Origin of the sequence: Actinomadura mexicana, from assembly GCF_900188105.1 — a bacterium.
Classification (GTDB): Bacteria; Actinomycetota; Actinomycetes; order Streptosporangiales; family Streptosporangiaceae; genus Spirillospora; species Spirillospora mexicana.
In genome coordinates, this window is sequence record NZ_FZNP01000007.1 from 111,795 (window position 1) to 133,716 (window position 21,922).

General features: G+C 73.5%; 20 protein-coding genes. 11 read left to right on the plus strand and 9 right to left on the minus strand.

All coding sequences use genetic code 11. From position 1 onward, the window contains the following. Window position 1: 1 nt before the first annotated feature. The gene (locus tag CHC11_RS19285) at window positions 2-778 is read right to left on the minus strand and encodes an IclR family transcriptional regulator (RefSeq protein WP_179278903.1); all 777 of its coding nucleotides are present in this window, start codon (window positions 776-778) and stop codon (window positions 2-4) included. A 59-nt stretch (window positions 779-837) separates the two neighbouring features. Here CHC11_RS19285 and CHC11_RS19290 point away from each other — a divergent pair, with 59 nt between their 5' ends. Further along, window positions 838-2,214, plus strand: coding sequence for a cytochrome P450 (locus tag CHC11_RS19290; protein WP_245919446.1), 1,377 nt, complete (start codon window positions 838-840; stop codon window positions 2,212-2,214). Window positions 2,215-2,227: 13 nt separating this feature from the next. Here the strand turns inward: CHC11_RS19290 and CHC11_RS19295 are convergent, their stop codons facing one another. Then, on the minus strand, window positions 2,228-2,599 hold the full coding sequence (locus CHC11_RS19295) for a VOC family protein (RefSeq protein ID WP_089313153.1): 372 nt from the start codon (window positions 2,597-2,599) through the stop codon (window positions 2,228-2,230). Between the two features lie 58 nt (window positions 2,600-2,657). Beyond that, entirely contained in the window at window positions 2,658-3,512 is an 855-nt protein-coding gene (locus CHC11_RS19300) for an NAD(P)H-binding protein (protein WP_089313154.1), read from the minus strand. 98 nt (window positions 3,513-3,610) lie between these two features. On the opposite strand from CHC11_RS19300, the gene CHC11_RS19305 reads away from it, so the two are divergent. Then, complete coding sequence (locus CHC11_RS19305) at window positions 3,611-4,042, plus strand: MarR family winged helix-turn-helix transcriptional regulator (protein WP_089313155.1); 432 nt, start codon at window positions 3,611-3,613, stop codon at window positions 4,040-4,042. A 72-nt stretch (window positions 4,043-4,114) separates the two neighbouring features. Here CHC11_RS19305 and CHC11_RS19310 read toward each other — a convergent pair whose 3' ends face one another. After that, window positions 4,115-5,068 carry a helix-turn-helix transcriptional regulator gene (locus CHC11_RS19310; protein ID WP_089313156.1) on the minus strand — a complete coding sequence of 318 codons (954 nt, stop codon included), beginning with the start codon at window positions 5,066-5,068 and terminating at the stop codon, window positions 4,115-4,117. Window positions 5,069-5,130: 62 nt separating this feature from the next. On the opposite strand from CHC11_RS19310, the gene CHC11_RS19315 reads away from it, so the two are divergent. Then, entirely contained in the window at window positions 5,131-7,461 is a 2,331-nt protein-coding gene (locus CHC11_RS19315) for an ATP-binding cassette domain-containing protein (protein ID WP_089313157.1), read from the plus strand. Here the strand turns inward: CHC11_RS19315 and CHC11_RS19320 are convergent. Further along, on the minus strand, window positions 7,458-7,928 hold the full coding sequence (locus tag CHC11_RS19320) for a PPOX class F420-dependent oxidoreductase (protein ID WP_089313158.1): 471 nt from the start codon (window positions 7,926-7,928) through the stop codon (window positions 7,458-7,460). The genes CHC11_RS19315 and CHC11_RS19320 overlap by 4 nt on opposite strands. 93 nt (window positions 7,929-8,021) lie before the next feature. Between CHC11_RS19320 and CHC11_RS19325 the strand changes: the two genes are divergently transcribed. Continuing rightward, the gene (locus tag CHC11_RS19325) at window positions 8,022-8,546 is read left to right on the plus strand and encodes a pyridoxamine 5'-phosphate oxidase family protein (RefSeq protein ID WP_089313159.1); all 525 of its coding nucleotides are present in this window, start codon (window positions 8,022-8,024) and stop codon (window positions 8,544-8,546) included. Window positions 8,547-9,364: 818 nt separating this feature from the next. Here CHC11_RS19325 and CHC11_RS19335 read toward each other — a convergent pair. Further along, window positions 9,365-10,678 carry a hypothetical protein gene (locus CHC11_RS19335; protein WP_089313161.1) on the minus strand — a complete coding sequence of 438 codons (1,314 nt, stop codon included), beginning with the start codon at window positions 10,676-10,678 and terminating at the stop codon, window positions 9,365-9,367. Between the two features lie 3 nt (window positions 10,679-10,681). Beyond that, a complete protein-coding gene (locus CHC11_RS19340; protein ID WP_089313162.1) occupies window positions 10,682-11,110 on the minus strand; it encodes a cupredoxin domain-containing protein in 429 nt (142 codons plus the stop codon). A gap of 138 nt (window positions 11,111-11,248) precedes the next feature. On the opposite strand from CHC11_RS19340, the gene CHC11_RS19345 reads away from it, so the two are divergent. The 4 genes from CHC11_RS19345 (at window position 11,249) to CHC11_RS19355 (ending at window position 15,401) form a co-directional block, all read left to right on the plus strand. Beyond that, entirely contained in the window at window positions 11,249-13,117 is a 1,869-nt protein-coding gene (locus CHC11_RS19345) for a hypothetical protein (RefSeq protein WP_245919448.1), read from the plus strand. After that, window positions 13,114-13,272 (plus strand): hypothetical protein, encoded by a 159-nt coding sequence (locus tag CHC11_RS41395; protein ID WP_179278904.1) that lies wholly within the window; start codon window positions 13,114-13,116, stop codon window positions 13,270-13,272. Before CHC11_RS19345 ends, CHC11_RS41395 begins: the two co-directional genes overlap by 4 nt. Before the next feature lie 11 nt (window positions 13,273-13,283). Continuing rightward, window positions 13,284-14,075, plus strand: coding sequence for an SDR family NAD(P)-dependent oxidoreductase (locus CHC11_RS19350; RefSeq protein WP_089313164.1), 792 nt, complete (start codon window positions 13,284-13,286; stop codon window positions 14,073-14,075). 318 nt (window positions 14,076-14,393) lie between these two features. Continuing rightward, window positions 14,394-15,401 (plus strand): hypothetical protein, encoded by a 1,008-nt coding sequence (locus tag CHC11_RS19355; protein WP_089313165.1) that lies wholly within the window; start codon window positions 14,394-14,396, stop codon window positions 15,399-15,401. Between the two features lie 226 nt (window positions 15,402-15,627). Here the strand turns inward: CHC11_RS19355 and CHC11_RS19360 are convergent, their stop codons facing one another. Further along, window positions 15,628-17,301: an alpha-amylase family glycosyl hydrolase gene (locus tag CHC11_RS19360; protein ID WP_089313166.1), complete on the minus strand. Its 1,674-nt coding sequence runs from the start codon at window positions 17,299-17,301 to the stop codon at window positions 15,628-15,630. A 276-nt stretch (window positions 17,302-17,577) separates the two neighbouring features. On the opposite strand from CHC11_RS19360, the gene CHC11_RS19365 reads away from it, so the two are divergent. From CHC11_RS19365 to CHC11_RS19375, 3 genes are all read left to right on the plus strand, one after another. Continuing rightward, window positions 17,578-19,044 carry a carbamoyltransferase C-terminal domain-containing protein gene (locus CHC11_RS19365; RefSeq protein ID WP_089313167.1) on the plus strand — a complete coding sequence of 489 codons (1,467 nt, stop codon included), beginning with the start codon at window positions 17,578-17,580 and terminating at the stop codon, window positions 19,042-19,044. Then, on the plus strand, window positions 19,041-19,835 hold the full coding sequence (locus CHC11_RS19370; protein WP_089313168.1) for a DUF6071 family protein: 795 nt from the start codon (window positions 19,041-19,043) through the stop codon (window positions 19,833-19,835). The genes CHC11_RS19365 and CHC11_RS19370 overlap by 4 nt, the downstream gene beginning before the upstream one ends. Before the next feature lie 83 nt (window positions 19,836-19,918). Continuing rightward, a complete protein-coding gene (locus CHC11_RS19375) occupies window positions 19,919-21,445 on the plus strand; it encodes an MFS transporter (RefSeq protein WP_089313169.1) in 1,527 nt (508 codons plus the stop codon). Here the strand turns inward: CHC11_RS19375 and CHC11_RS19380 are convergent. Beyond that, on the minus strand, window positions 21,442-21,915 hold the full coding sequence (locus tag CHC11_RS19380; RefSeq protein ID WP_089313170.1) for a TIGR00725 family protein: 474 nt from the start codon (window positions 21,913-21,915) through the stop codon (window positions 21,442-21,444). The two genes, CHC11_RS19375 and CHC11_RS19380, sit on opposite strands and share 4 nt — an antisense overlap. Between the last annotated feature and the right edge of the window lie 7 nt (window positions 21,916-21,922).

Here is a 21,922-nt window from a genome sequence, read left to right on the forward strand (position 1 = left end):
GCTAGGACAGGTGGCGGTGCAGGTCGGTGAGGCGGCCCGCGGCGGCCAGCACGGCCTCGGCCAGGGCGGGCATCCGGTCGCCGCCGAACCGCACCGAGGGGCCCTGCAGCGCGACGGCCGCGAACACGCGCCCGCCGCCGTCGCGAACCGGCGCGGCCACGGCGCGGACGCCGGCCAGCCGCTCCTCGTCGTTGACGGAGTAGCCGCGTTCGCGGACGCCCCGCAGGTCGGCCTCCAGTTCGGCGCGGGTGGTCAGGGTCGCGGGGGTGTGGCGGGCGTAGGGCTCCTCCATGGCGACCGGGTCGCCGTCGAAGGCCAGCAGCGCCTTGCCCATCGCGCACGTGTGGATCGGGTTGCGGTCGCCGGGGGGCTGGTCGTAGCGCAGCGGATGGACCGAGGGCAGGTGCAGCAGCACCGCGACCTCGTCGCCGGCCCGCACGCCGAGGCTGACCGCCTCGCCGGTCCCGTCGCGCAGCGCGGTCAGTTCGGGCTGCAGCAGGGTCGCGCCCATCCGCTCCAGCGCCAGGCGGCCGAGGATGGCGGTGGTGGGGCCGAGGAAGTACCGCTCGGTCGCGGGGTCCTGCGCGAGCATCCCGGTGGCGTGCAGGGCGCGCACGATGCGGTGCGCCGTGCTGACCGACAGGCCGAGGCGGTGCGCGATCTGAGTGGGGGTCTGCCGGGCGGCGCCCTCGAAGGAGCGGAGCACCGCCACGGAGCGGTCCACCGTCTGCGTGCCCGGCTTGGGCTGCTGCGTCCCTTCCTCGCGGTACTCCGTCACGGGTCCCATCCTCCCACCGCGCCGGGCGGGGGCGGCGGGGGCGTGCGATAGTGGGGCGCGTGGCACCCGACACCCCGGTACGCGCGCCCCGTCCCCGCAAGGCCCGCACCGCGGGAGGGAAGGTGCGGGGCCCCTCTCCGTCGCTGACGGTCCGGCACGGGATCGGGTTCACGCGGAACCCGTGCGCGAGCCTGCTGCGCCTGCACGCCGCCGCGGGCCCGGTCGCGGTCGTCGGGACGCGCCGGATGCCGTTCGTGCACCTGTTCGGCCCGGACGCCAACGCGTTCGTGTTCGCCAACTCGGGCCTGTTCCGCTGGCGGGAGGCGTTCGACCTGCTGGTGCCGGTGAACGGGGAGACCGCGCTGATCGTCAGCGACGGCGCCGACCACCGGCGGCGGCGCCGGCTCGTCCAGCCGGCCTTCCACCACCGGCGCGTCGCCGGGTACGTGGCGCGGATGGCGGCCAACACCGACGCGGCGCTGGAGTCCTGGCGCCCCGGCCGGACGCTGGACGCCTACGCCGAGCTGCGCGGGGTGATCCGCCGTAACACGGTGGAGGTGCTGTTCGGCGACCGGCTCGCCGCCGACAGCGAGGTGATCGGGCGGCGCCTGCAGGTCGCGCTCGCGGCCGTCGACCGCAACTTCGTGCTGCAGATGGTGCTGCGGTCGGTGCCCAACCCCTACATGCGGCGCGTCGCGGCGTCGCGCGCGCTGGTCGCCGGGCGGGTGGACGAGGAGATCGAGCGGCGGCTGCGCGAGGGCGGCGAGTACGACGACGTGCTGGGCATGCTGCTGGCCTCGCGCGACGAGGACGGCGCGGGCCTGACCCGCCAGGAGCTCCAGGACCAGGTCATCAGCCTCATCTCGGCCGGGTACGACACCACCAGCGCCGCGATGGCGTGGGCGGTGCACGCGCTGCTGGCCCATCCGCGGGCCGAGGAGCGGGCGCGGCGGGAGGTGGCCGAGGTGGTCGGAGACCGGCCGGTCGAGGCCGCCGACCTGCCCGCGCTGGAGTACCTGGACGGGGTGGTGAACGAGACGCTGCGGCTGTTCCCGCCCGCCGTGCTCAGCGCCCGCGTCCCGGTCGAGGACTTCTCCTACGGCGGGTACCGGGTGCCGGCGGGGGCGATGGTGTTCTACTCGCCGTACGTCACCCACCGGATGCCGGAGGTGTGGCCGCAGGCGGGGCGGTTCCGGCCCGAGCGGTGGAACCGGTCCTCCGAGCTGTACCGTCCCACCACGCCCGCGACGTACCTGCCGTTCGGCGGCGGCCCGCACCGCTGCATCGGCTCGACGCTGGCGACGGTGGAGATCAAGACGATGCTGGCGTGCCTGCTGCGCCGCACGCGGCTGTCCCTGGTCTCCCCCGCCGCCACGCCCACGAGCGTGACCGCGATGCGCCCGCGCGGCGGTGTGCCGGTGCGGGTGCTCGGCTAGTCCCGGCCCCCGGCTAGTTCTGGCGGAGGCAGACGCAGAAGGGGTGCCCGGCCGGGTCGGTCAGGACGCGCCAGCGGTCGCCGCCGGGCTGGAAGTCGGGCCTGGCGCCGCCGAGGCCGGTGACGGTCTCCTCGGCCTTGTCCAGGTCGTCGACGTAGAAGTCGAGGTGGAACTGCTGGGGCCGCTCCCCCTCGGGCCAGGTGGGCGGCCGGTGCCCGGCGACGCCCTGGAAGTAGACGTCCGGGCCGCTGGGCAGCTTGACGGCGGAGGCCTCGGGGGTGTCGTAGGTGACCTCGCCTCCGGTCACCGCCGCGTAGAACGCGGCGAGCACGGGGGGCTCGGGGCAGTCGAGGGTGACGGCGACGAACTCGGCGATACCGGGCATCTATGGGCTCCTTCGTGATCGGTGTGCCCAGGCTTCCAGGAGAAGCTGACATCTTCTGTCAGGTACCGGAGAAGGCGTCGGCATTGCGCTCGCACCAGTCGGCGAAGGTCCGGGGCGGGCGGCCGAGCAGCCGCTGCACGGTGTCGGTGCGGACGGCGGCGCCGCCGGCGCGCATGTGCGCGTACCAGTCGACGAGGGCGTCGGCGAGCTCGGGTGGCGCGCCGCCGGGGAACCGTGCCCGCACGGCCTCCTCGGGGGTCCGCGCCGGGCGGACCTCGATGCCCCGCCCGGCGGCCGCGGCGATCATCTCGACCTGCTCGGCGACGGTGAGGAGCTCGCCGCCGGTGAGGGCGTGGGTCCGGCCCTGGTGGCCGTCCTCGGTGAGGACGGCGGCGGCGACGGCCGCTATGTCGGCGGTGTCGACCGGCGCGAACCGCCCCGGGCCGGTCGGGTCCAGGACGTACCCGCCGCCGCGGACGGTCGCCGCCCACTCCAGCGCGTTGGCCATGAAGGCGCCGGCCCGCAGGATCGTGAAGGGGATGCCGGACGCGCGGACGCTCCCCTCCCGCTCGTGGTGCCAGCGGCCCATGGCGGGCACCGGGTCGCCGACCACGGTCAGGGACGACAGGTGCACGATGTGCCGGACCCCGGCGTCGCGGGCGGCGGCGACGGCGCCCGCGGTGTGCTCCAGGCCGGTGCCGGTCGGGAGCAGGAACAGCCGGTCCGCGCCGGCGAAGGCGGCCGGCAGTGTGGCGGCGTCGCCGAGGTCGGCGACGGCCCGCTCGGCGGCGGCGGGCAGGTCGGCGGCCCGCGCGGGGTCGCGGACGAGCACGCGGAACCGCGCGCCCCGGCCGGCCAGCTCGCGGGCGAGGTCGCGACCGATGTTCCCGGTGGCGCCGGTGACCAGTAGCATGAGGCCTCCAAATCGTTTGCCGTCTATCGATGTACGCGGCAGAACGTTAGCCGGTGAATCATTAGCCGTCAACCGATCTGCCGGCGAGGGAGCCCGCGATGCCCGACTTCCTGGACCTGCACAGCCGGACGTCCAAGGCGCTGCGAGCCGCGGCGGAGAACGGGATGCGGCGGCACGGCCTGCACTACGGGCAGGACTTCCTGCTGCGCGCGCTGTGGGAGCGCGACGGCCGCACGCCCGGCGAGATCGCCGCCGCGCTGCACGTCACCACCCCCACCGTCGTCAAGGCCGCCACCCGGATGTCGGCCGCGGGCCTGCTCGTCCGCAGACGGGACGAGCGGGACAACCGCCTGGTCCGGCTGTGGCTCACCGACGCCGGGCGCGCCCTGCGCGAGCCGGTCGAGGCCGAGCGCCGCGCGCTGGAGGAGGCGGTCACCGCCGGTCTCACCGGCGCCGAGCGCGCGCACCTGATGAGCGCCCTGGAGAAGATCCACCGCGCCGCGGCGGCACTGCCGGCCGAGGAGACCTGACCGGCGCCCACCAGGTGCCCGGGTGTCCGTGCGGTGGGCGCCGGGCGGTGAGGCGCCCGGGGTCGCCCGGGGTCAGCGGGCGGCGCGGGCCAGGCGGTCCGCCATGGCCGCCACGCGGTCGCGCAGCTCGGCCGGCTCGCGGATCTCGAAGTCGATGTCGAGGTAGGCGATGCGCAGCGCCGTCCATTCCAGGGAGTCGGCGGAGGTGCGCAGCACGCAGGTGCGGTCGTCGATCGGCTCGACCTCGGCCTCGGTCACGCGGAACCGGTCGGCCAGTTCCCGCGCGGACGCGTGCACGAGCAGCACCGCCCGCGTCGCCGACCGCGATCCCGCCATATGGCGGGTGACGAACTCGGCCGTGTCGGCGGCGGGCAGCTCGCGCGGGGGAACCCGCACGCCGGTCGGCAGCGGGCCCGACACGCGGTCGACGCGGAAGATCCGCCAGTCGTCGCGGACGGTGTCGAACGCGACCAGGTACCAGCGCCGCCCCGCCGACACCAGGCCGTGCGGCTCGACCAGGCGCCGGGTCTCCTCGTCGCCGGAGTCGCGGTAGGCGAAGCGGACGCGCTCGTGGTCGCGGCACGCCGCGGCCAGCACCGTCAGGGTCTCGGGGGCGGCGACCGGCCCGGCGGGCGGGGAGCCCAGGGTGGTGGTGGCGGCGTGCAGGGCGGTGACGCGGCGCCGCAGCCGCGCGGGCAGGACCTGTTCGAGCTTGGCCAGGGCGCGCACGGACGCCTCGGCGATGCCCTCGACCGCTCCCCCGGTGGCGGCGCGCAGCCCGACCGCGATCGCGACGGCCTCCTCGTCGTCCAGCAGCAGCGGCGGCATCGCCGCCCCCGCCTCCAGGACGTAGCCGCCGGCCGCGCCGAGCGTGGCGTGCACCGGGTAGCCGAGGCCGCGCAGCCGCTCGATGTCGCGGCGGACGGTCCGGGGGCTGACGGCCAGGCGCGCGCACAGTTCCGGCCCGCTCCACTCCCGGCGGGTCTGCAGAAGCGACAGCAGCCGCAGCAGGCGTTCGGACGACATGCTCCCAGTATGCCGACCAATGCGGCCAGGATCTGGCCTCTTTGCCGCCTAGCGTTCCGGGCATGAACGGGGACCACATCATCATCACCGGCGCGAGGAGCAACAACCTCAAGGACGTCTCGCTGCGCATCCCCAAGAACCGGCTCGTGGTGTTCACCGGGGTGTCGGGGTCGGGCAAGTCGTCGATCGTGTTCGGGACGGTCGCGGCGGAGTCGCAGCGGCAGCTCAACGAGACGCTCAGCTGGTTCGCCCGCGACCGGATGCCCCGCCGCGAGCGGCCCGACGCCGACGTCATCGACCGCCTCACGCCCGCGGTCGTGGTCGACCAGCGGCCGATCGGCGGCAACGCCCGCTCCACGGTCGGCACCATCACCGACATCTCCCCCGTCCTGCGGGTCCTGTTCTCCCGGCACGGCGCGCCCAGCGCCGGGGAGGCCGCCGCCTACTCCTTCAACGACCCGCGCGGCATGTGCCCCGAATGCGACGGCCTCGGGCACGTCGCGCGGGTGGACCTGGACCGGTTCCTGGACACCGGGCGGTCGCTGAACGAGGGCGCGGTGAACTTCCCGCCGTTCGACGTGGGGACGTTCGTGTGGCAGCTGTACGCCGAGTCGGGCCTGTTCGACCCGGACAAGCCGCTGCGGGACTTCACCTCCGAGGAGCGGGACCTGCTCCTGCACGGCAAGGGGTTCCGGGTGCCGCGCCGCAACCGGACCGGGTCGATGGGCCACAACGCCTACGAGGGCATGATCGAGCGGTTCCACCGCCTCTACCTCAAGCGGGACCTGGCGTCCCTGCCGCCCAAGGTGCGCGACGCGGCCCGCCGCGTGGTGCGCGAGGACACCTGCCCGGCCTGCGGCGGAGCGCGGCTCAACACGGCGGCCCTGGCCTCGCGCGTCGGCGGGCGCGGCATCGCCGAGATGTCCCGGATGGAGGTCGGCGACCTGGTCGCCGCGCTCGGCGAGATCACCGACCCGGTCGCCGCGCGGGTCGCCGGGGAGGCCGTCGGGCGGCTGCGGCGGCTGGTGGACATCGGCCTGTCCTACCTGTCCCTGGACCGGCCGACCCGGACGCTGTCGGGCGGGGAGGCGCAGCGGCTCAAGGTCGTCCGGCACCTGGGGTCGAGCCTGACCGGGATGACCTACATCTTCGACGAGCCCAGCGCGGGCCTGCACCCCCGCGACGTCGACCGGCTGAACGCGCTGCTGCTGCGGCTGCGCGACAAGGGCAACACCGTGCTGGTGGTCGAGCACGACCCGGCCGTGATCGCCATCGCCGACCACGTGGTCGACATGGGGCCCGGCGCGGGCGTGCACGGCGGCGAGGTCGTGTTCACCGGGACGGTCGCGGGGCTGCGCTCCGCCGCGACGCCGACCGGCCGGGCGCTGGGCCGCAAGGCGCCGGTCAAGGCCGCGTTCCGCGAACCGGGCGGATGGCTGGCGGTGACCGGCGCCCGCACCCACAACCTCAAGGACGTGACGGTGCGGTTCCCCACGGGGGTGCTCACGGCGGTCACCGGCGTCGCCGGGTCGGGCAAGAGCACCCTGGTCATGGACGAGTTCGCCGCCCGGCACCCCGGCGCGGTCGTGGTGGACCAGTCGGCGATCGCGGCGTCGCGCCGTTCCAGCCCCGCCACCTTCGTCGGCGCGATGGACCCGCTGCGCCGGCTGTTCGCGCGGGTGAGCGGCGCGGACGCCGCGCTGTTCAGCCACAACTCCAAGGGCGCGTGCCCCGGGTGCGACGGCAACGGCGCCATCGTCACCGACCTGGCGTTCATGGACCCGGTCACCACCACGTGCGAGGCGTGCCGGGGCGGCCGGTACCGCCCGGAGGTCCTCGCGCACACCCTGCGCGGCCGCACGATCGTCGACGTACTGGCGATGACCGCCGAGGAGGCCCTGGCCTTCTTCGCCGAGCCCGCCGGCCCGCCCGGCGCCGCCCCGAAGGACGCCGACCCGGCCGGACGCGCGATCGCCGCGCGGTTGCGCGCCCTCAACGACGTGGGGCTCGGCTACATGACGCTCGGGCGGCCGCTGGGCTCGCTGTCGGGCGGCGAGCGCCAGCGCGTCAAGCTGGCGACCCGGCTGCACCGCGCCGGCACGGTCTACGTGCTGGACGAGCCCACGACGGGCCTGCACATGTCCGACGTCGGCGCGCTGCTGGCGCTGCTGGACCGGCTGGTGGACGGCGGCGGGACCGTCATCGTCGTCGAGCACGACCCGCAGGTGGTCAAGCACGCCGACTGGGTGGTCGACCTCGGGCCCGGCGGGGGGCGGCACGGCGGCGAGGTCGTGTTCGCCGGCACCCCCGCCGCGCTGCTGGAGGCGCCGTCCTCGGTCACGGCCGAGTTCCTGCGCCGCGGCCTGCCCGGGCGGGCCGCGGCCCGCCGCTAGTTGTCGGGGACGAGGCGGGCGGGGAACCCGCCGGTCGCGATCGGCCCCCACCGCTCGATGGTGACGCGGATCAGGGACTTGTCCTGGCGGCGCATCGCCTCCCGGTACTCGTCCCAGTCGGGGTGCTCCCCGGCGATGCAGCGGTAGTAGTCGACGAGCGCGTCGGCGGCCTCGGGCATGTCGATGACCTCGGCGGTGCCGTCGACCTGCGCGTAGGGGCCGGTGAAGTCGTCGGACAGCACGCACACCGACACGCGCGGGTCGCGGCGGGCGTTGCGGGCCTTGACCCGCTCGGGGTAGGTGGAGATGACGATGCGGCCCTGGCCGTCGACGCCGCACGTCACCGGCGACATCTGGGGCCGCCCGTCGGCGCGGGCGGTGGACAGCAGCGCGTGGTGGCGGGGACGCAGGAACTCCAGCAGTTCGGAGCGGTCGACGCGGTTCGCGGTGGCGATCGAAGGAGCCATGCACGCAACTCTAGGAACGGGGACCGATGAATTCGCCGCCGCCCCGCCGTCTACCCCTGCGAATGCTGCCGCGATTCACGAAGGAGGGCGACGATGAGCGACCGCGATCCCGTCGAGGCGCGCGACCTCGACATCTACGGCGCCGGCGAGATGGCGTGGGACGGTGTGCGCGACGCGCTGAAGGCGGCGCTGCCGAAGGCCGGGACGCCGGTGTTCCTCGGCACGGTCCGCCCGGACGGGCGCCCGCACTCGGCGGGCGTCGGCGCGCTGTGGCACGACGGGGACCTGTACGTCGTCAGCGGGCCCGGTACGCGCAAGTCCCGGAACCTGGCGGCGAACCCGGCGTGCACGGTCTCGGTCCGCACCCCGGTCGGGGACGTCGTGCTGGAGGGCGAGGCCGAGCGCGTCACCGACCCGCCGGTCCTGGAGGCGGTCGCGGCCGGGTACCGGGACGGCGGGTGGCCGGCGCGGGTGGAGGGCGCGGCGTTCACCGCGCCCTACAGCGCGCAGAGCGCGGGGCCGCCGCCGTGGCACGTCTACCGGATCACCTTCCACACGGTGTTCACGGTGGGGACGGTGGAGCCGTACGGCGCGATGCGGTGGAGGTTCGCGCGCTGACCACCCGCGCGGAACGACCGGTGCGCGCACGTCGGGCGCGTGTCGACTTTGGTCTACGGGCGGTGGCCGTTCGGGCGTCGATCTCCGGCGCGCGCACCGGTGAGACTAGCGGTATGGCAGGGGGTGGCTCACTGAACGGCGCGCCCGCGGGCCGCTGGACGCTCGTCCATGACGGCCGCAGGCTGGAGGTCGAGACCGAACGCGCCGGCTGGGACCACACGGCGCGTCTGTACGCCGACGGTGAGCGGCTCGCGGAGGCGACGGGCTTCCCGAAGGTCACGCTCCCCTGCGGGGAGCTGGAGGTGGTGGCCGCGTTCGGCCTCACGGGCCTGGTGACCGGGCAGGCCGCGCGCTGCGTGCTGCGCGTGCCCGAGCCGGGCGAGGACGGCGAGTCCGCCGGGGGGACCGAGGAGGACGCCTCCGAGGAGGCGGCCGCGGCCCCGGGGCCGGTGGCGTTCGAGCCTCCGGCGGGGACGCGGGCGGCGAAGCGTGAGGCGTTCGCGCGGGCGCATCCGGAGCTGTACGCCTCCCGCCATGTCGCGGCGGCGGCGGGCAAGGTGCTGTTCCCGCTGCTGGGGCTGAGCGTCCTTGTGAAGCTGCTGCTGGCGCTGGTCCCGTGGCCGAAGGTGGGGCTTCCCGAGGTGGATCTGCCGTCGGTGCCCTGGCCCGACATCCCGTGGCCGGACGTGCCGTGGCCCGATCTGCCGGAGGTGTCGGCGCCGCCGTGGGCGCACGCGCTGCCGGCGGCGGCGAAGGTCGCGGTGCCGGTCCTGATCGCGGTGGGCGTGGCGGCCAGGGAGGTCGAGCGCCGCAAGCGGTCAGCCGCTCAGCAGGGCGAACAGGCCGGCGCAGGTGAGCGCGACCATGACGGCCGCGATGGGCGGCTGCCCCCGCGCGGCCGGGCCGGGACCGCGCAGGGCGAGGTCGTGCGCGGCGATGGTTCCGGCGATGTGGCCGAGGACGATGGCGTTGACCTGGACCTGCGCGGTGAGGGCGGGTCCGGCGAGGTCGTAGTCGACGCGGTTGCCGGTGGAGCCGAGCAGGTTCAGTCCCGTCCCGAAGGGGTCGCTGGCGAGGATGAACGTGGTCTGGCCCTCCAGGACGAAGAACGAGAAGTAGTGGGCCAGGGTGTAGCCGAGGGCGATCGGCAGCAGGGTCGCGGCGAACCGCGCGGGCCCGGACGGCGGGTGCGGGGCGGCGGGGTCCTGGCCGGTCATCCGGGCGCTGAGCCGCAGCGCCGCGACGTACAGCAGCGCGACGGCGCCGACGGCGGCGGCCAGGCCTAACGTTCCGGCGGGGACGCTGGAGGGGTCGACGTTGTCGCGCCAGTAGGTGGTGCGGGTGATCCCGTCGAATCCGGTCGAGCCGATCAGCACGCAGGCGGTGGCGGTGAGGCCGGGTTCGGGTTCGCCCCGCATCAGGCCGGTGAGCGGGGTGCGCAGGACGAGGGCGCCGTCGCCGCGCCGCCCGACCGGGCACATCCGGGCCAGCAGGCTGGAGTATGCCTCGAAGCCGTCCCCGCGGGTGAACCAGTCGCGGCCGAACCACCAGGCCGGGGCCAGGTTGCAGGCGGCGTAGGCGAGGATGAGGGCGCCGACCAGGCGCGGGTCGGAGCGGTGCGGGGCGACCAGTTCCAGCCAGACGAACCCGGTGAGCCAGGCCGCGGCGGGCCAGTACCCGAGCCGGGCGGGCAGGGCGCGCCGCCCCGACGGCGGGGTGCGGGTGGCGCGGCAGAGCGCGGCGTGCAGGGTCCGCAGCGGGTTGACGCGCCGCCACACGGGCCCGAGCAGGACGCTGGCGGGGACCAGGCCCACCCAGAACGTCACGAACAGTGCCCACGGCGCGAGGTTGCGGGCGTCGGAGGCGGGACCGGCGAACGCGACGGCGACGACCAGGGCGGCCGCGGCCAGCGCGAGGGCGCGTCCGGCCGCGGTGAGGGCGGGCGCGTCCAGCGCGCGTGCGAGGGCGGGGGGCAGCGGGCGCCCGGCGTCCGGGTGGAGCCGAGGCCGTTTCCACGCGGCGGTAAGGGCGAGGAAGGAGGCCGCGACGGCGAGGCCGCCGCCGGCGATGGCGGCGACGGCGTCCAGCGGCAGGTCGGTGCGGCCGCCGAGCCCGTGGGCGAGCACGTGCACGGGTCACCCGACCTGGATCTCGAGGACGCGGGCGCCGGAGTGGTGCAGCTCGGCCTCGAACACGCCCGGGGTGTCGGCGGTGAACCGCAGGGTGGCCGCCCGGCCGGGCCGGAGCTCCAGCTCGCGGTCGTAGCCGTGCAGGTGGAACTCGTCGGCGGTGTCGCCGGTGACGGTGATCTCGACGGTTGCGCCGCGCGGGACCTTCACGCGGCGCCGCGCGGTGTGCGCCTTCCCGCCGGTCACGGTCACGGCGATCCGGACGGCGGCCGGCCCGGACGCGGACGGCGCGCCGCCCTGCGCGGTGGGCGGGGCGCTGGACCGCGCGCCTGACGGGGCCCGGGGCGCGGGCTCGCCGCAGGCGGCCGCCGCCGTCAGCGCCGCCGTGGCCGTGATCAGCGCCGCGATCGCTCTCGTTCGTGTCGGCCGCCGCATGTCTCCCCTTCCGTTCCGGTGGTGCACACCACAGATTGTGACACTAGACAATGACACATTGGGAAGTGACATACTCCGGTCAGGGGTTCGTCCCGGTCGATAGAGGGACGTCCCGGTTCGTGCGTCAAGGGAGCAGCGGTGTTGGAGCACGTGACGGGCATGAGCGCGACGATCAGCGGCGCGGGCGTCGCGGCGCGGCTCGCCGAGGCGCCGGCCAAGCCGGCGGGCGGCGCGGCACTCGACCAGATCCTCATCGCCTCGAGCGCCGCGGCCGCGCTGACGGCGGCGCTGCTGGTGCTGGGATGGGGGCATCGCAGCGGCCGCATCACGGTGCTGGCGCGGGCGGCGGACCTGGCGACGCGCGGCCCGGGACGCGGCACCCCGGGGTGGGCGGCGCTGCCGATCCCGGTCGCGATGGTGTCGCTGCTGGTCGCGCTGCTCGGAATGTACTGGGACATCTCCCTGCACATCTCGCACGGCCGGGACGAGGGGCCGCTGGCCAACATCGCCCACTACCCCATCCTGATCGGGTTGTTCGGCATCTTCACCGCCGGGGTGCTGGCCGTCGTGCTGCCCAAGGGCGAGCGCCCCGGGGCCGCGTCGGTGCGGATCACCCGGGACTGGCACGCCCCGGCGGGCGGCGTGCTGCTGGCCGGCGCCGGCTTCTACGCGCTGCTGGGATTCCCCCTCGACGACGTGTGGCACCGCATCTTCGGGCAGGACGTGACGCTGTGGGGGCCGACGCACCTGATGCTGATCGGCGGGGCGGGGCTGTCGCTGGTGGCGATGATGGTGCTGGAGCGGGAGGGCCGCCAAGCCTGCGGGGACGCCGGGCAGCCGCCGGGGTGGCTGCGCTACGTGCGGCGCTGCATGCACGCGGGCGGGCTGCTGATCGGGCTGTCGGTGTTCCAGGCCGAGTACGACTTCGGGGTGCCGCAGTTCCGGCTCGTCCACCAGCCGCTGCTGATCGCGCTGGCGGCGGGCTGCGCGCTGGTCGCGGCGCGGCTGTGGGCCGGACGCGGCGGCGCGGTGTTCGCCGTGGCGTTCTACATGGTGGTGCGCGGCGGGGTGTCGGTCCTGGTCGGCGGGGTGATCGGGGAGCTGTGGGCGGCGGTGCCGCTGTACTTCGCCGAGGCGGTGTGCGTGGAGGTCGCGGCGCTGGTGCTGGCCCGGCGGCCGCTGGCGCTGGGAGCGGTGTCGGGCGTGCTGATCGGCACGGCCGGGTTCGGCGCCGAGTACGCCTACGGGCAGGCGGCGTTCCGGCTGCCGTGGACGCCGGACATCGTGGCCGAGGGCATGGCGATGGCCGTGGCGGGCGGTGTCGCGGGCGGCGTGTGCGGGGCGCTGCTGGCCGAGGGGCTGCGCGGGCGGACGCCGCGGCCGGCGGTGGCGCGCGGGCTCTTCGCGGCGGCGATCCTGGCGGTGGCGGCGGCGGTCGCCAACGGCCTGGTCGTCACGGTCCCGCAGGGCCGCACGGCCACGGTCACCCTCACCGGCGTCCGCGGCGACGCCGCGCACCGCACCGCCGACGCGCGCGTCGAGTTCTCCCCCGCCAACACCGTCGACGGCCCGGCCTGGGTGACGGTGACGGGCTGGCAGGGGCGGGGCCTGCACGTCGACCGCCTGGTGAAGGTGCGCGAGGGCGTCTACCGGACGAGCGAGCCGATGCCGCTGCACGGCGAGTGGAAGACGCTGGTGCGCGTCCATGACGGGCGGGCGCTGGCGGGCGTCCCGGTCTACCTGCCCGACGACCCGGCGATCGGCGCGAAGGAGCTGCCCGCGCCGCCGCGCTTCACCCGGGACCTGCAGGGCGAGCGGACGATCCTGCAGCGGGAGCTGAAGACCGACGTGCCGGGCTGGCTGTGGGCGGCGTGCTCGGCGGTGGTGCTGCTGTGCACCCTGGCACTGGTGCTGTCGCTGGGCTGGGGCGTGACGCGGATCGCGCGGCGGCTGCCGGACCGTCCCGGGCGCGCCCGGGACGGGGCGCGCGCGAAGGCGGGCGCATGACGGCGGCCGAGGGGGTCCTGGCGTCCCATCCGATCATCACGGCGGTGCCGTTCTTCGTGCCGACGTTCGTGGTGGTCGCGGTGATCGTCTTCGTGGTGTGGCGGGACCGCCGCCGCGGCGACGACCCGCCGGCCGGCCCGCCGGACGGCCCGTAGACTCTGCGGTCATGAGCGACAGGCCCTCTCCCCTCCCCTACCTGTCCGAGCTGTTCTCGCTGGAGGGCCGGGTCGCGGTGGTGACGGGCGGCAGCTCGGGCATCGGCCGGGCGATCGCCGGGGCGCTCGCGCGGGCCGGGGCCTCGGTGGTGGTCGTGGCGCGGCGGGAGGCCGACCTGGCGGCGACCGTGCGGGAGCTGGAGGGGCACGGCTGCCGGGCCGCGCAGGTGAGCGCCGACCTGGGGTCGCGGGACGCGGTCGCCGAGGCCGCCGACGCCGCGGCGGCGGTGTTCGGCGAGCCCGACATCCTGGTCAACGCGGCGGGGGTGAACCTGCGGCCGCCGATGGACGAACTCGGCCCCGACGTGTGGGACACCACGATGGCGGTGAACCTGGAGGCGCCGTTCCTGCTCGGGCAGCGGTTCGGGCCGGGGATGGCCGAGCGCGGCTTCGGGCGGCTGATCCACATCGCCTCGCAGCAGGCGTTCCGGGCGTCGGTGACCAGCGGCGCCTACGGGGTGTCCAAGGCGGGGCTGGTGGCGCTGGCCCGCTCGCAGGCCGAGGCGTGGTCGAGCCGCGGCGTCACCGCCAACGCGCTGGTGCCGGGCTTCGTGATGACGCCGCTGAACGCGCGCCTGTCGTCGGACCCGGTGAAGGTGCGGGCGCTCGCCGACCGGACGATGGTCGGCCGCAACGGCCTGGCGGAGGACTTCGCCGGCGCGGCGGTGTTCCTGGCGTCGCCGTCAGCGGCCTACGTCACCGGCCAGGCGATATTCGTCGACGGCGGCTTCTCCGCCCACTAGGGCGCGCCAGACCGGGTCGGGGTGGTCTCCGGGTGACGAGCCCTCGGCGGCGCGGACCAGCGGGGCGCCCATCACAATGACTACGTCCTCGCCCCGGACGTCAACGCGGTGCGGCGGGAGCGCAGTGCCAAAATGAGGCGCAACGCCTGCGCGGCCATGAGACTGAGGCCTGTTCCGGCCTTGCCTAGAATGCTGCAACGTGACCGAATTCACGCAGGTTCTCGAGCGCTGGAGCAAAGCCGCTGACGTCGCAGTCGCGACGAGCCGACGGCTCGGCGAATTGCGGAGGTCTTTGTTGAGCGGGGCTATACCCAGGTCTTGCTCACCCCTTGCACCTACCGCGGCCGCTGGGGTGACGAACCAGGCTGGCGTGTCCTGGCGTGGGACGACGGGCCATATCCCGACGACGACATCGAATGGTGGACGGCCGAGGAGCACCGGTTCGTTGCGCGGCTGACGGACGCCTACGGTGTCCGCCATCCGAGTCCGCCGGAACTCGGCTCCCTCGACGGGCTGCTCGTCGACCGGACGAGAGAGGACGTGCGGGAGTTCCGCATGGCGTCCTTCGCTCGCACCCAGCCCCGAGCCCAGAGCGCCGTGGTCCCGCGGCAGCTGGACCAAGGACCCCGATCGCTGTCAGGCGAGGGTGAACCGATCATGCTCACCGGACTGGACGATGTTGACTGGTCCTCCCTTGACCACGCATACGGCTCCGCAGACGACACGCCCGACATTCTTCGAGCGCTGGCCGCCAACGATGAGGGCTGGTCGGACGCCATGCATGAGTACTTCAGCGCCATCGTGCACCAGGACACCATGTATTCGGCAACGGAGCGCACCATCCCGTTCCTGGCGCAAATCGCACTCTCGCCGAGCATTCTCCCCGAACGCCGTCTCGAACTCCTTCAAGACCTGCTCTACATCGCCTCCCAGGACGCCTGGGCACTCTCCGAGCCCGAGGGCGACAGCCCGGGGGCCCTGACGACCCGGGCCGTTGCCGATGCCGTCCCCGACCTGCTGGCCTTGTGGCAGCTGTCGCCGCAAGCCCACAAGGCCCGGCTACTCCTTCTGGCCGCGCTCAACCCGTCGGCGGCCACGACGCAGCTCAAGCAGTTCACCGATTTCCGAGCCACCTTGGCCGGACCCAGCCCCACTCTGGACCTCGCCCTGGCGCTCATCACCCAGGACGAGCCCCGTGCTCAAGCCATCGCCCTCCGGACCACCACCTGGGATGTCCGAACCCCGGACTACCTCGCCGAGAATCTCCCCCTCAACGCCCGCCTGATCAACATCCTCCTCCACCTCGCCGGAGACGAGCTGGGCTGAGCGGAACCGGACCTCAAGATCAATTTCTGCTTCAAGGGCGGGGACACGTTCGGGAGCGGGGGCCGAAACCGTCGTTGGACGACGGCGACGGGATGCGGCTGCGGTAGATCAGGTCGACTCGGTGCGTCCGATCGCCCATCGGTGGGCAGGAGGTGCGACCAGAACGGCGGGGGCATAAGGCACGCCGGTCAGCGTTGGTGAGTCCGCCCGATTCGCGGTCAGGCGGCTACTTCGCCTCTGGCCGTAGCTTCCGGTGTCCTGGGTCTTGTACGAGGACGCTGACGCCGAAGGGCGGCACCGTCATGCTCAGCGGGCCGTCCCCCGGTCCGCCGACCTGCGCCGGGGCACTGGGATCGAGGACGTCCACCAGCGGACCCCCCGGTTCAACGCCCGCTGAGAGGTCCAGCCGGCGGGCCCGGTCGGCGGTGTTGAGGACGACCAACGCCGACCCCTCGCCGTGGCGGCGCACGAAGGCGTAGTTCCCGGGCCCGCTGGGATCGGAGAAGACGACCTCCTGCTCCCCGAAGCGAAGTGCGGCGTACCGTCGGCGGATCTCGATCAGCCGCCGCGTCCAGCCGAACACCGGCGAGGACCGGTCGAACCCGTCGCCGGAGGAACTCGCCGAGACGAATTTCCCCTCCGGGAACATGTCCTCCCGATTTCCCGGATCGGCGGGATCCGCGAGATTCTCCGGATCGAGGCTGCCGGACGCTTGCCGGAATCCCCGCTCGGTACCGTAGTAGAGCATGGGAATGCCGAGCGAGAAGAGAAGGAAGGCCAGGGCGACGCGGAGTCGTTCCAGTGGTTCGCCATCTCTGAGGAACCGGTAGACATCGTGGTTGTCGATGAATCTGACGGTGGACCCGTGGTCGCCGCCGAACGCCTTCGCCGCGTTCTCGAAGCTGTGCTCCAGTAGGCGGGCGGGCCCGCGACCGTGAAGCGCCCGGTTCTGCCGCCGGTATTCGCCGTAGTTGTACATGGCGCTCACCCCGGATTCGAAGCAGGAGGCGATGAGCGTGTTATCACTGCTGGCGTGTTCTCCGATGACCGCGAAATTCGTTTTCCCCAGGGACCGCGCATAGTCCTTGACGGCCGAGCTGAGATCTCGGATGAAAGTGCGGTCCATGTGCCGGATCGCGTCCAGGCGCACACCGTCGATGTCGGTCTCTTTGATCCACCAGCAGGCGATGTACTGGAGCAGTTCCCGGGTCCGGGGATTCTCCGTTGCGAGCCTGCGGTAGTCCGGCGGGAAGTCGCCTTGGGTCTCCTGGTCGGTGTCGTCCCAGTCGTCGATGACGCCGCGCCGGGAGAAATGCCGAGGTGAGGCGAGTTCGAGCGGCAGGATCGCGATGCCGTTCGCCGCGACGTCGGCCGCCTCCCGAGTGCCCTTCCAGGCGTTGCTGCCGTCCGCGTAGTCGAAGACGGGTCCGGCATGGTTGAGGACGAGGTCGAGGACGACCCGGAGGCCGAGGCGGTGGGCGGTGTCGACGGTCCGGCGGAGTTCGGCGAGCGTGCCCAGCCTCGGGTCCACGGCCATGAAGTGCCGAGGGGCGTAGCCGTGATAGGCACCGGATCCATTGAGCGCCACGGGCGACAGTTGGACGGTGGTGGCGCCCAGGTCGCGAATGTAGCCGAGCCGGGAGGTCAGTCCGCGCAGGTCGCCGCCGTGGCGCGAGGTCCCGTCCGCGAGATCTCCTTCGGCCGCGATCGGTTCGGTGGCCTGGAAGCGGTCCGTGACGATCGAATAGAAGATTTCCGCTCGCCAATCCTCCGGTGAGGGGTGATAACGACGCCCTGCCGGCTTCTCAAGTGAAGTGGCGGCGATGGACTCTGGTGCGCCGGCCTCGGGTGCGGGCACGGGCGGACCGGTGTCCCGGGACAGGTCCGGAGACTCGATCATGGGGGGACTATAGGCATGCGGGAGCTCGTCGGGCCAGCCCTGCCCCGCACGCACCGCCTACTTGTCTCTACCCGAAAACAAATGATGTACTGCAGGTGATCGCCGCCTTGACGGTTCGGCGGCCGGCTTCGAACAGAGGGAGAACCCGTGTCAGGCCGGGGCAGGGGCGTCGTGTCGCATGCCGCCCGAAATTTCATTCACCGTATTAAATGGTTCATGAAGAGAAGGCGGCTCCGGCATGACGACCCGTTCATGTACAAATGAACGAGGAAATCCTTGATCGTCTGGGGGGTCTCCGCGCTCTCACATGATGCGGCCCTGGCCGTTGTTCATGACGACCGGCTGCTGTTCGCGGGGCATTCAGAGCGCTATTCCCGCGCCAAGAACGACGCGCTGCTCCATTCCGGTCTCCTCAATGAGGCCCGGGCCTTCGGCCCTCCGGACCAGGTGGTCTGGTACGAACGGCCCCTGGTCAAGAAACTTCGGCATCTGAGGGCCGGACAGTGGGAGCACGCCCTGTCGAGATCGGATCTGCCGAGCCGCTACCTTCGCTCGATCGGCCTGCGGAGAAACATCCCGGTCACGTACGCGAGTCACCACGAGTCGCACGCCTGGGCCGGGATCGCCACGAGCGGATTCGACTCCGCGGCCGTCGTGGTCGCCGATGCGATCGGCGAGTTCGACTGCTTCAGCATCTTCGGTTACACCGCCCGGGACGGGCTCCGCCTGCGCCACCGGCGCCGCTACCCCCACAGCCTCGGCCTGCTCTACAGTGCGTTCACCCGGCGCTGCGGCTTCAAGCCGAACGAGGATGAATACATCCTCATGGGGATGGCCGCGTTCGGAAAGCCCCGGCATGTCGACGACATAGTGGACGCCTGGATCCGGCTCGACGGGCCGGGTTACGCCCTCAGGGCCAACGTGCACCGTGGCATCGGTGACTGGCTGCCCGACGCACGACCGGAGGATCTCGCCGCCAGCATCCAGGAGATCACCGAGCGGGTCATGCTCAGGGCGGCGGTCTGGGCCCGCGAGGAGATCGGCTCCCCGAACCTGATCCTCATGGGAGGGGTGGCGCTGAACTGCGTCTCCAACGCCGTCGTCGCCCGGGATGCGGGCTTCTCCGAGGTGTGGATCTTTCCCAACCCCGGGGACGCGGGATCCAGCGTCGGTGCGGTGGCCGCGCACCTGCGGCGGCCACTGCGATGGCCGGGCCCTTACCTCGGAACCCGCATCGACCGCGAGCTCGACATCGCCGCCGTGGTCCGCAGCCTCACCACGGAGGGCATCGCCGCGGTCGCCAACGGCCCCGCCGAGTTCGGGCCGCGCGCCCTGGGCAACCGGTCGCTACTGGCCGACCCGCGGCCGGCCGACATGAGGGACCGCGTCAACCGGGTCAAGGGGCGCGAGCGGTTCCGACCCTTCGCCCCGATGATCCGGGAAGAGATACTTCACCATCACTTCGACGTGCCCGTGCGGCACACCCCGTACATGCAGTTCACCGCGCGGTGCCGAAACCCCGGGGAACACCCCGCGGTGGTCCACGTCGACGGCAGCAGCCGGGTCCAGAGCGTCTCCCGCGACCAGCACCCGGCCCTCCACGCCCTGCTCACCGCATGGGAGGACGCCTCGGGCTGTCCGATGCTGCTCAACACCAGCCTCAACTCTCGCGGCGAACCCCTTGTGAACACCTGGCGAGACGCCGAACGGTTCGGCGAACGGGAAGGAGTGCGGGTCCATTGACGTCAAGGCCGGTACGTCTGCTCGTCGCCAACGGATGCAGCTACACCCGGGGAGCGGAACTCGGGCGGGCGGAGGACGCCTGGCCCGCGCTGGTCGCCGACGCCCTCGGGATCCCGTGGGTGAACCTGGGCTGCGACGGCGGCTCCAATCGGCGCGTCGTCCGCACGACGGTGGCCAATCTCGACCGCCTCGCCGCCCAGCACCATGTGCGCGTCGAGGACGTCTTGGTGATCTGCATGTGGACGGGTCTGTCCCGCCACGAGTGCTTCACCCGGCCCCGCGACAAAGGCCACGGATTCCGGCCCGCCCTGCCCGACGAACTCCACTGGCACCGGCTGAGCAGATGGCGAATCCAGATCAAGGACCGCCTGTCGGAGGCCTACTACCGGCATCTGTGGAGTGAGCGGGGCGCCCTCACCAACTTCGCGCTGGACTGGCTGATGCTCGACGGCTATCTGCGCTCCCGCGGAGCATGCGCCCGCTACGTCTTCGCCTGGGACGTGCTGAGGTTCGACCCGGACGACCAGAGCAGGGCCCTCCTCGCGAGCCTGGACCCCACCGCCGTCTACGGCGGGACGGCGACGAACTCCCGGACCTCCTTCAACGGCGAGACCACCGGCAGGTTTCCCACCGGTGACATGCAGCACCCCCTCGAGGAGGGCCACTCGGCCTTCGGTGCCTCCATGACCCGCTGGCTTCGCACCCAGGGAATCGACACGGCGGTTCCGCCGGCCGCGCCGTCCACCGGACGCACGGCTTCCGTGGGCCGGGAGGGTTCAGCGGCGGGTTGAGGGTTGCCGGCCGCCCGGCCCTGGTGAATGAGCCGGGAGCGGCGGGAAGTCTCCGGAGCGACTTCAACGAAACGCTGGGAGTCATGGATGTCGGAGACAACAAACCGCAGGTGGCGGAGCGTGCCGGCGAGGCACCCGGTGACAGGCAGGAGCACGCGTCCAAGCGGCGCTGGTGGACGCTGGCGGTGGTGAGCGCGGCGCAGCTGCTGGTGGTCCTGGACGGGACGATCGTGAACATCGCGCTGCCGTCGGCGCAGCACGCGCTCGGGATGTCGGACGGGCACCGGCAGTGGGCCATCACCGCATACGCGCTGGCGTTCGGGGGGCTGCTGCTGATCGGCGGCAGGGTCAGCGGCGTACTCGGCCACCGGCGCACCTTCCTGATCGGGCTGGCCGGCTTCGCCGCGTCGTCGGCGCTGGGCGGCGCGGCGGTGAATCCGCTGATGCTATTCGGGGCCCGGGCGCTGCAAGGGGGCTTCGCCGCCGCGCTCGCGCCCGCCGGCCTGTCGCTGCTGACGACCACCTTCACCCAGGCACGCGACCGCGGCCGGGCGTTCGGGGTCTTCGCCGCGGTCGGCGCGGCGGGCTCGGCGATCGGCCTGATCGCCGGAGGTCTGCTGACCGAGTACGCCAGCTGGCGCTGGTGCCTGTACATCAACGTGCCCATGGCGCTGCTCGCCGCGCTCGGCATGATGCTGGTGCCCGCGGATCGGCCGGTCGTCGAGCGAGGGCGGCTGGACGTCGCCGGTGCGCTGCTCAGCCTCGCCGGCTTCGCCGCGATGGTGTACGGGTTCAACCGGGCCGAACCACTGGGGTGGGGCTCGGCCGAGGTACAGGCGCTCCTGGCCGGGGGGATGGTGCTGCTGGCGGCGTTCGCCGCCGTCGAGGCCCGCGCGGCCCATCCGCTGCTGCCGATGCGGGTCCTGCTGCACCGCGCCCGCGCCGGCGCGTTCTGCGCCATCACCTTGATGTTCGTGGCGATGTTCGGCTTCTACCTGTTCATGAGCTACTACACCCAGACGGTGCTGGGCTACTCGCCGGTCCGGGCCGGACTGACACTGATCATCAACGCGCTGGCCACGCTGGCCGGGTCCCTGCTCGTCGCCGGGAGACTTCACGGCCGCGTCCGGCCCGCGGTGCTGATCGTGCCGGGTCTGCTCACCGCGGCCGCCGGGATGCTGATCCTGACCCGCCTGTCGGCGGGCGGCACGGACGTCTTCGCGTTCTCGCTGCTTCCCGCGCTCGTGCTCACCGGGCTCGGCCTCGGTTGCGTGATGCCGCCGACCGCCGCCCTGGCCACCGAGGGCATGCGCAGGCATGACATCGGAGCCGCGTCGGCCGCCTACAACGCCGCGCAGCAACTCGGAGCCGCCCTGGGCACCGCGCTGCTCAACACCCTGGCCGCCTCGGCCACCTCGGCCTATCTCGCCTCGCGTCCGCACCCCCGCCCGGACGCGGCCGTGGTGCACGGCTACACCACCGCGTTGACGGTCGCGTTCGTCGTCTTGCTGGCCGCCGCGTGCCTCACTCTTCCGCTGGTCACCATGCGGCGCGCTCGACCGCGCGGCCCGCGGACCGGCCCGCGGAAGCGGAACGGGGCGCGGGGCTAGGGCCACAGGCCGGTGGCGTGGACGGCGGCGGCGGGGTCGGCGGCGTGCACGATGCCGCCGACGGGCCGTCCGTCCTCGTCGTGGACGCGCCAGCCGCCGAGCTGCACGACGGGGACGCGCCCCGCGCGCATGGCCAGAGCGATCTCCGACAGCGTCCCCCAGGAGCCGCCGACGGCGATGAGGGCGTCGGCGGCGTTGACGATGACGTTGTTGCGGGCCTGGCCGAGGCCGGTGGGGACGGCGGCGGTGAGGTCGGGGCCGGCGGCGGCGCGGTCGGCGGCGGGCAGGATCCCGACCACGATGCCGCCGGCGGTGCGGGCGCCCGCGGCCGCGGCCGCCATCACGCCGCCGTGCCCGCCGCACACGACCACGGCGCCGCGCCCGGCGAGGATCCGGCCGGTCTCGTAGGCGTGGTCCCACTGGCGTTCGGTGCACTCGCCCGGCCCGCACACCGCGACCTGCACGGCCATCGCGCGG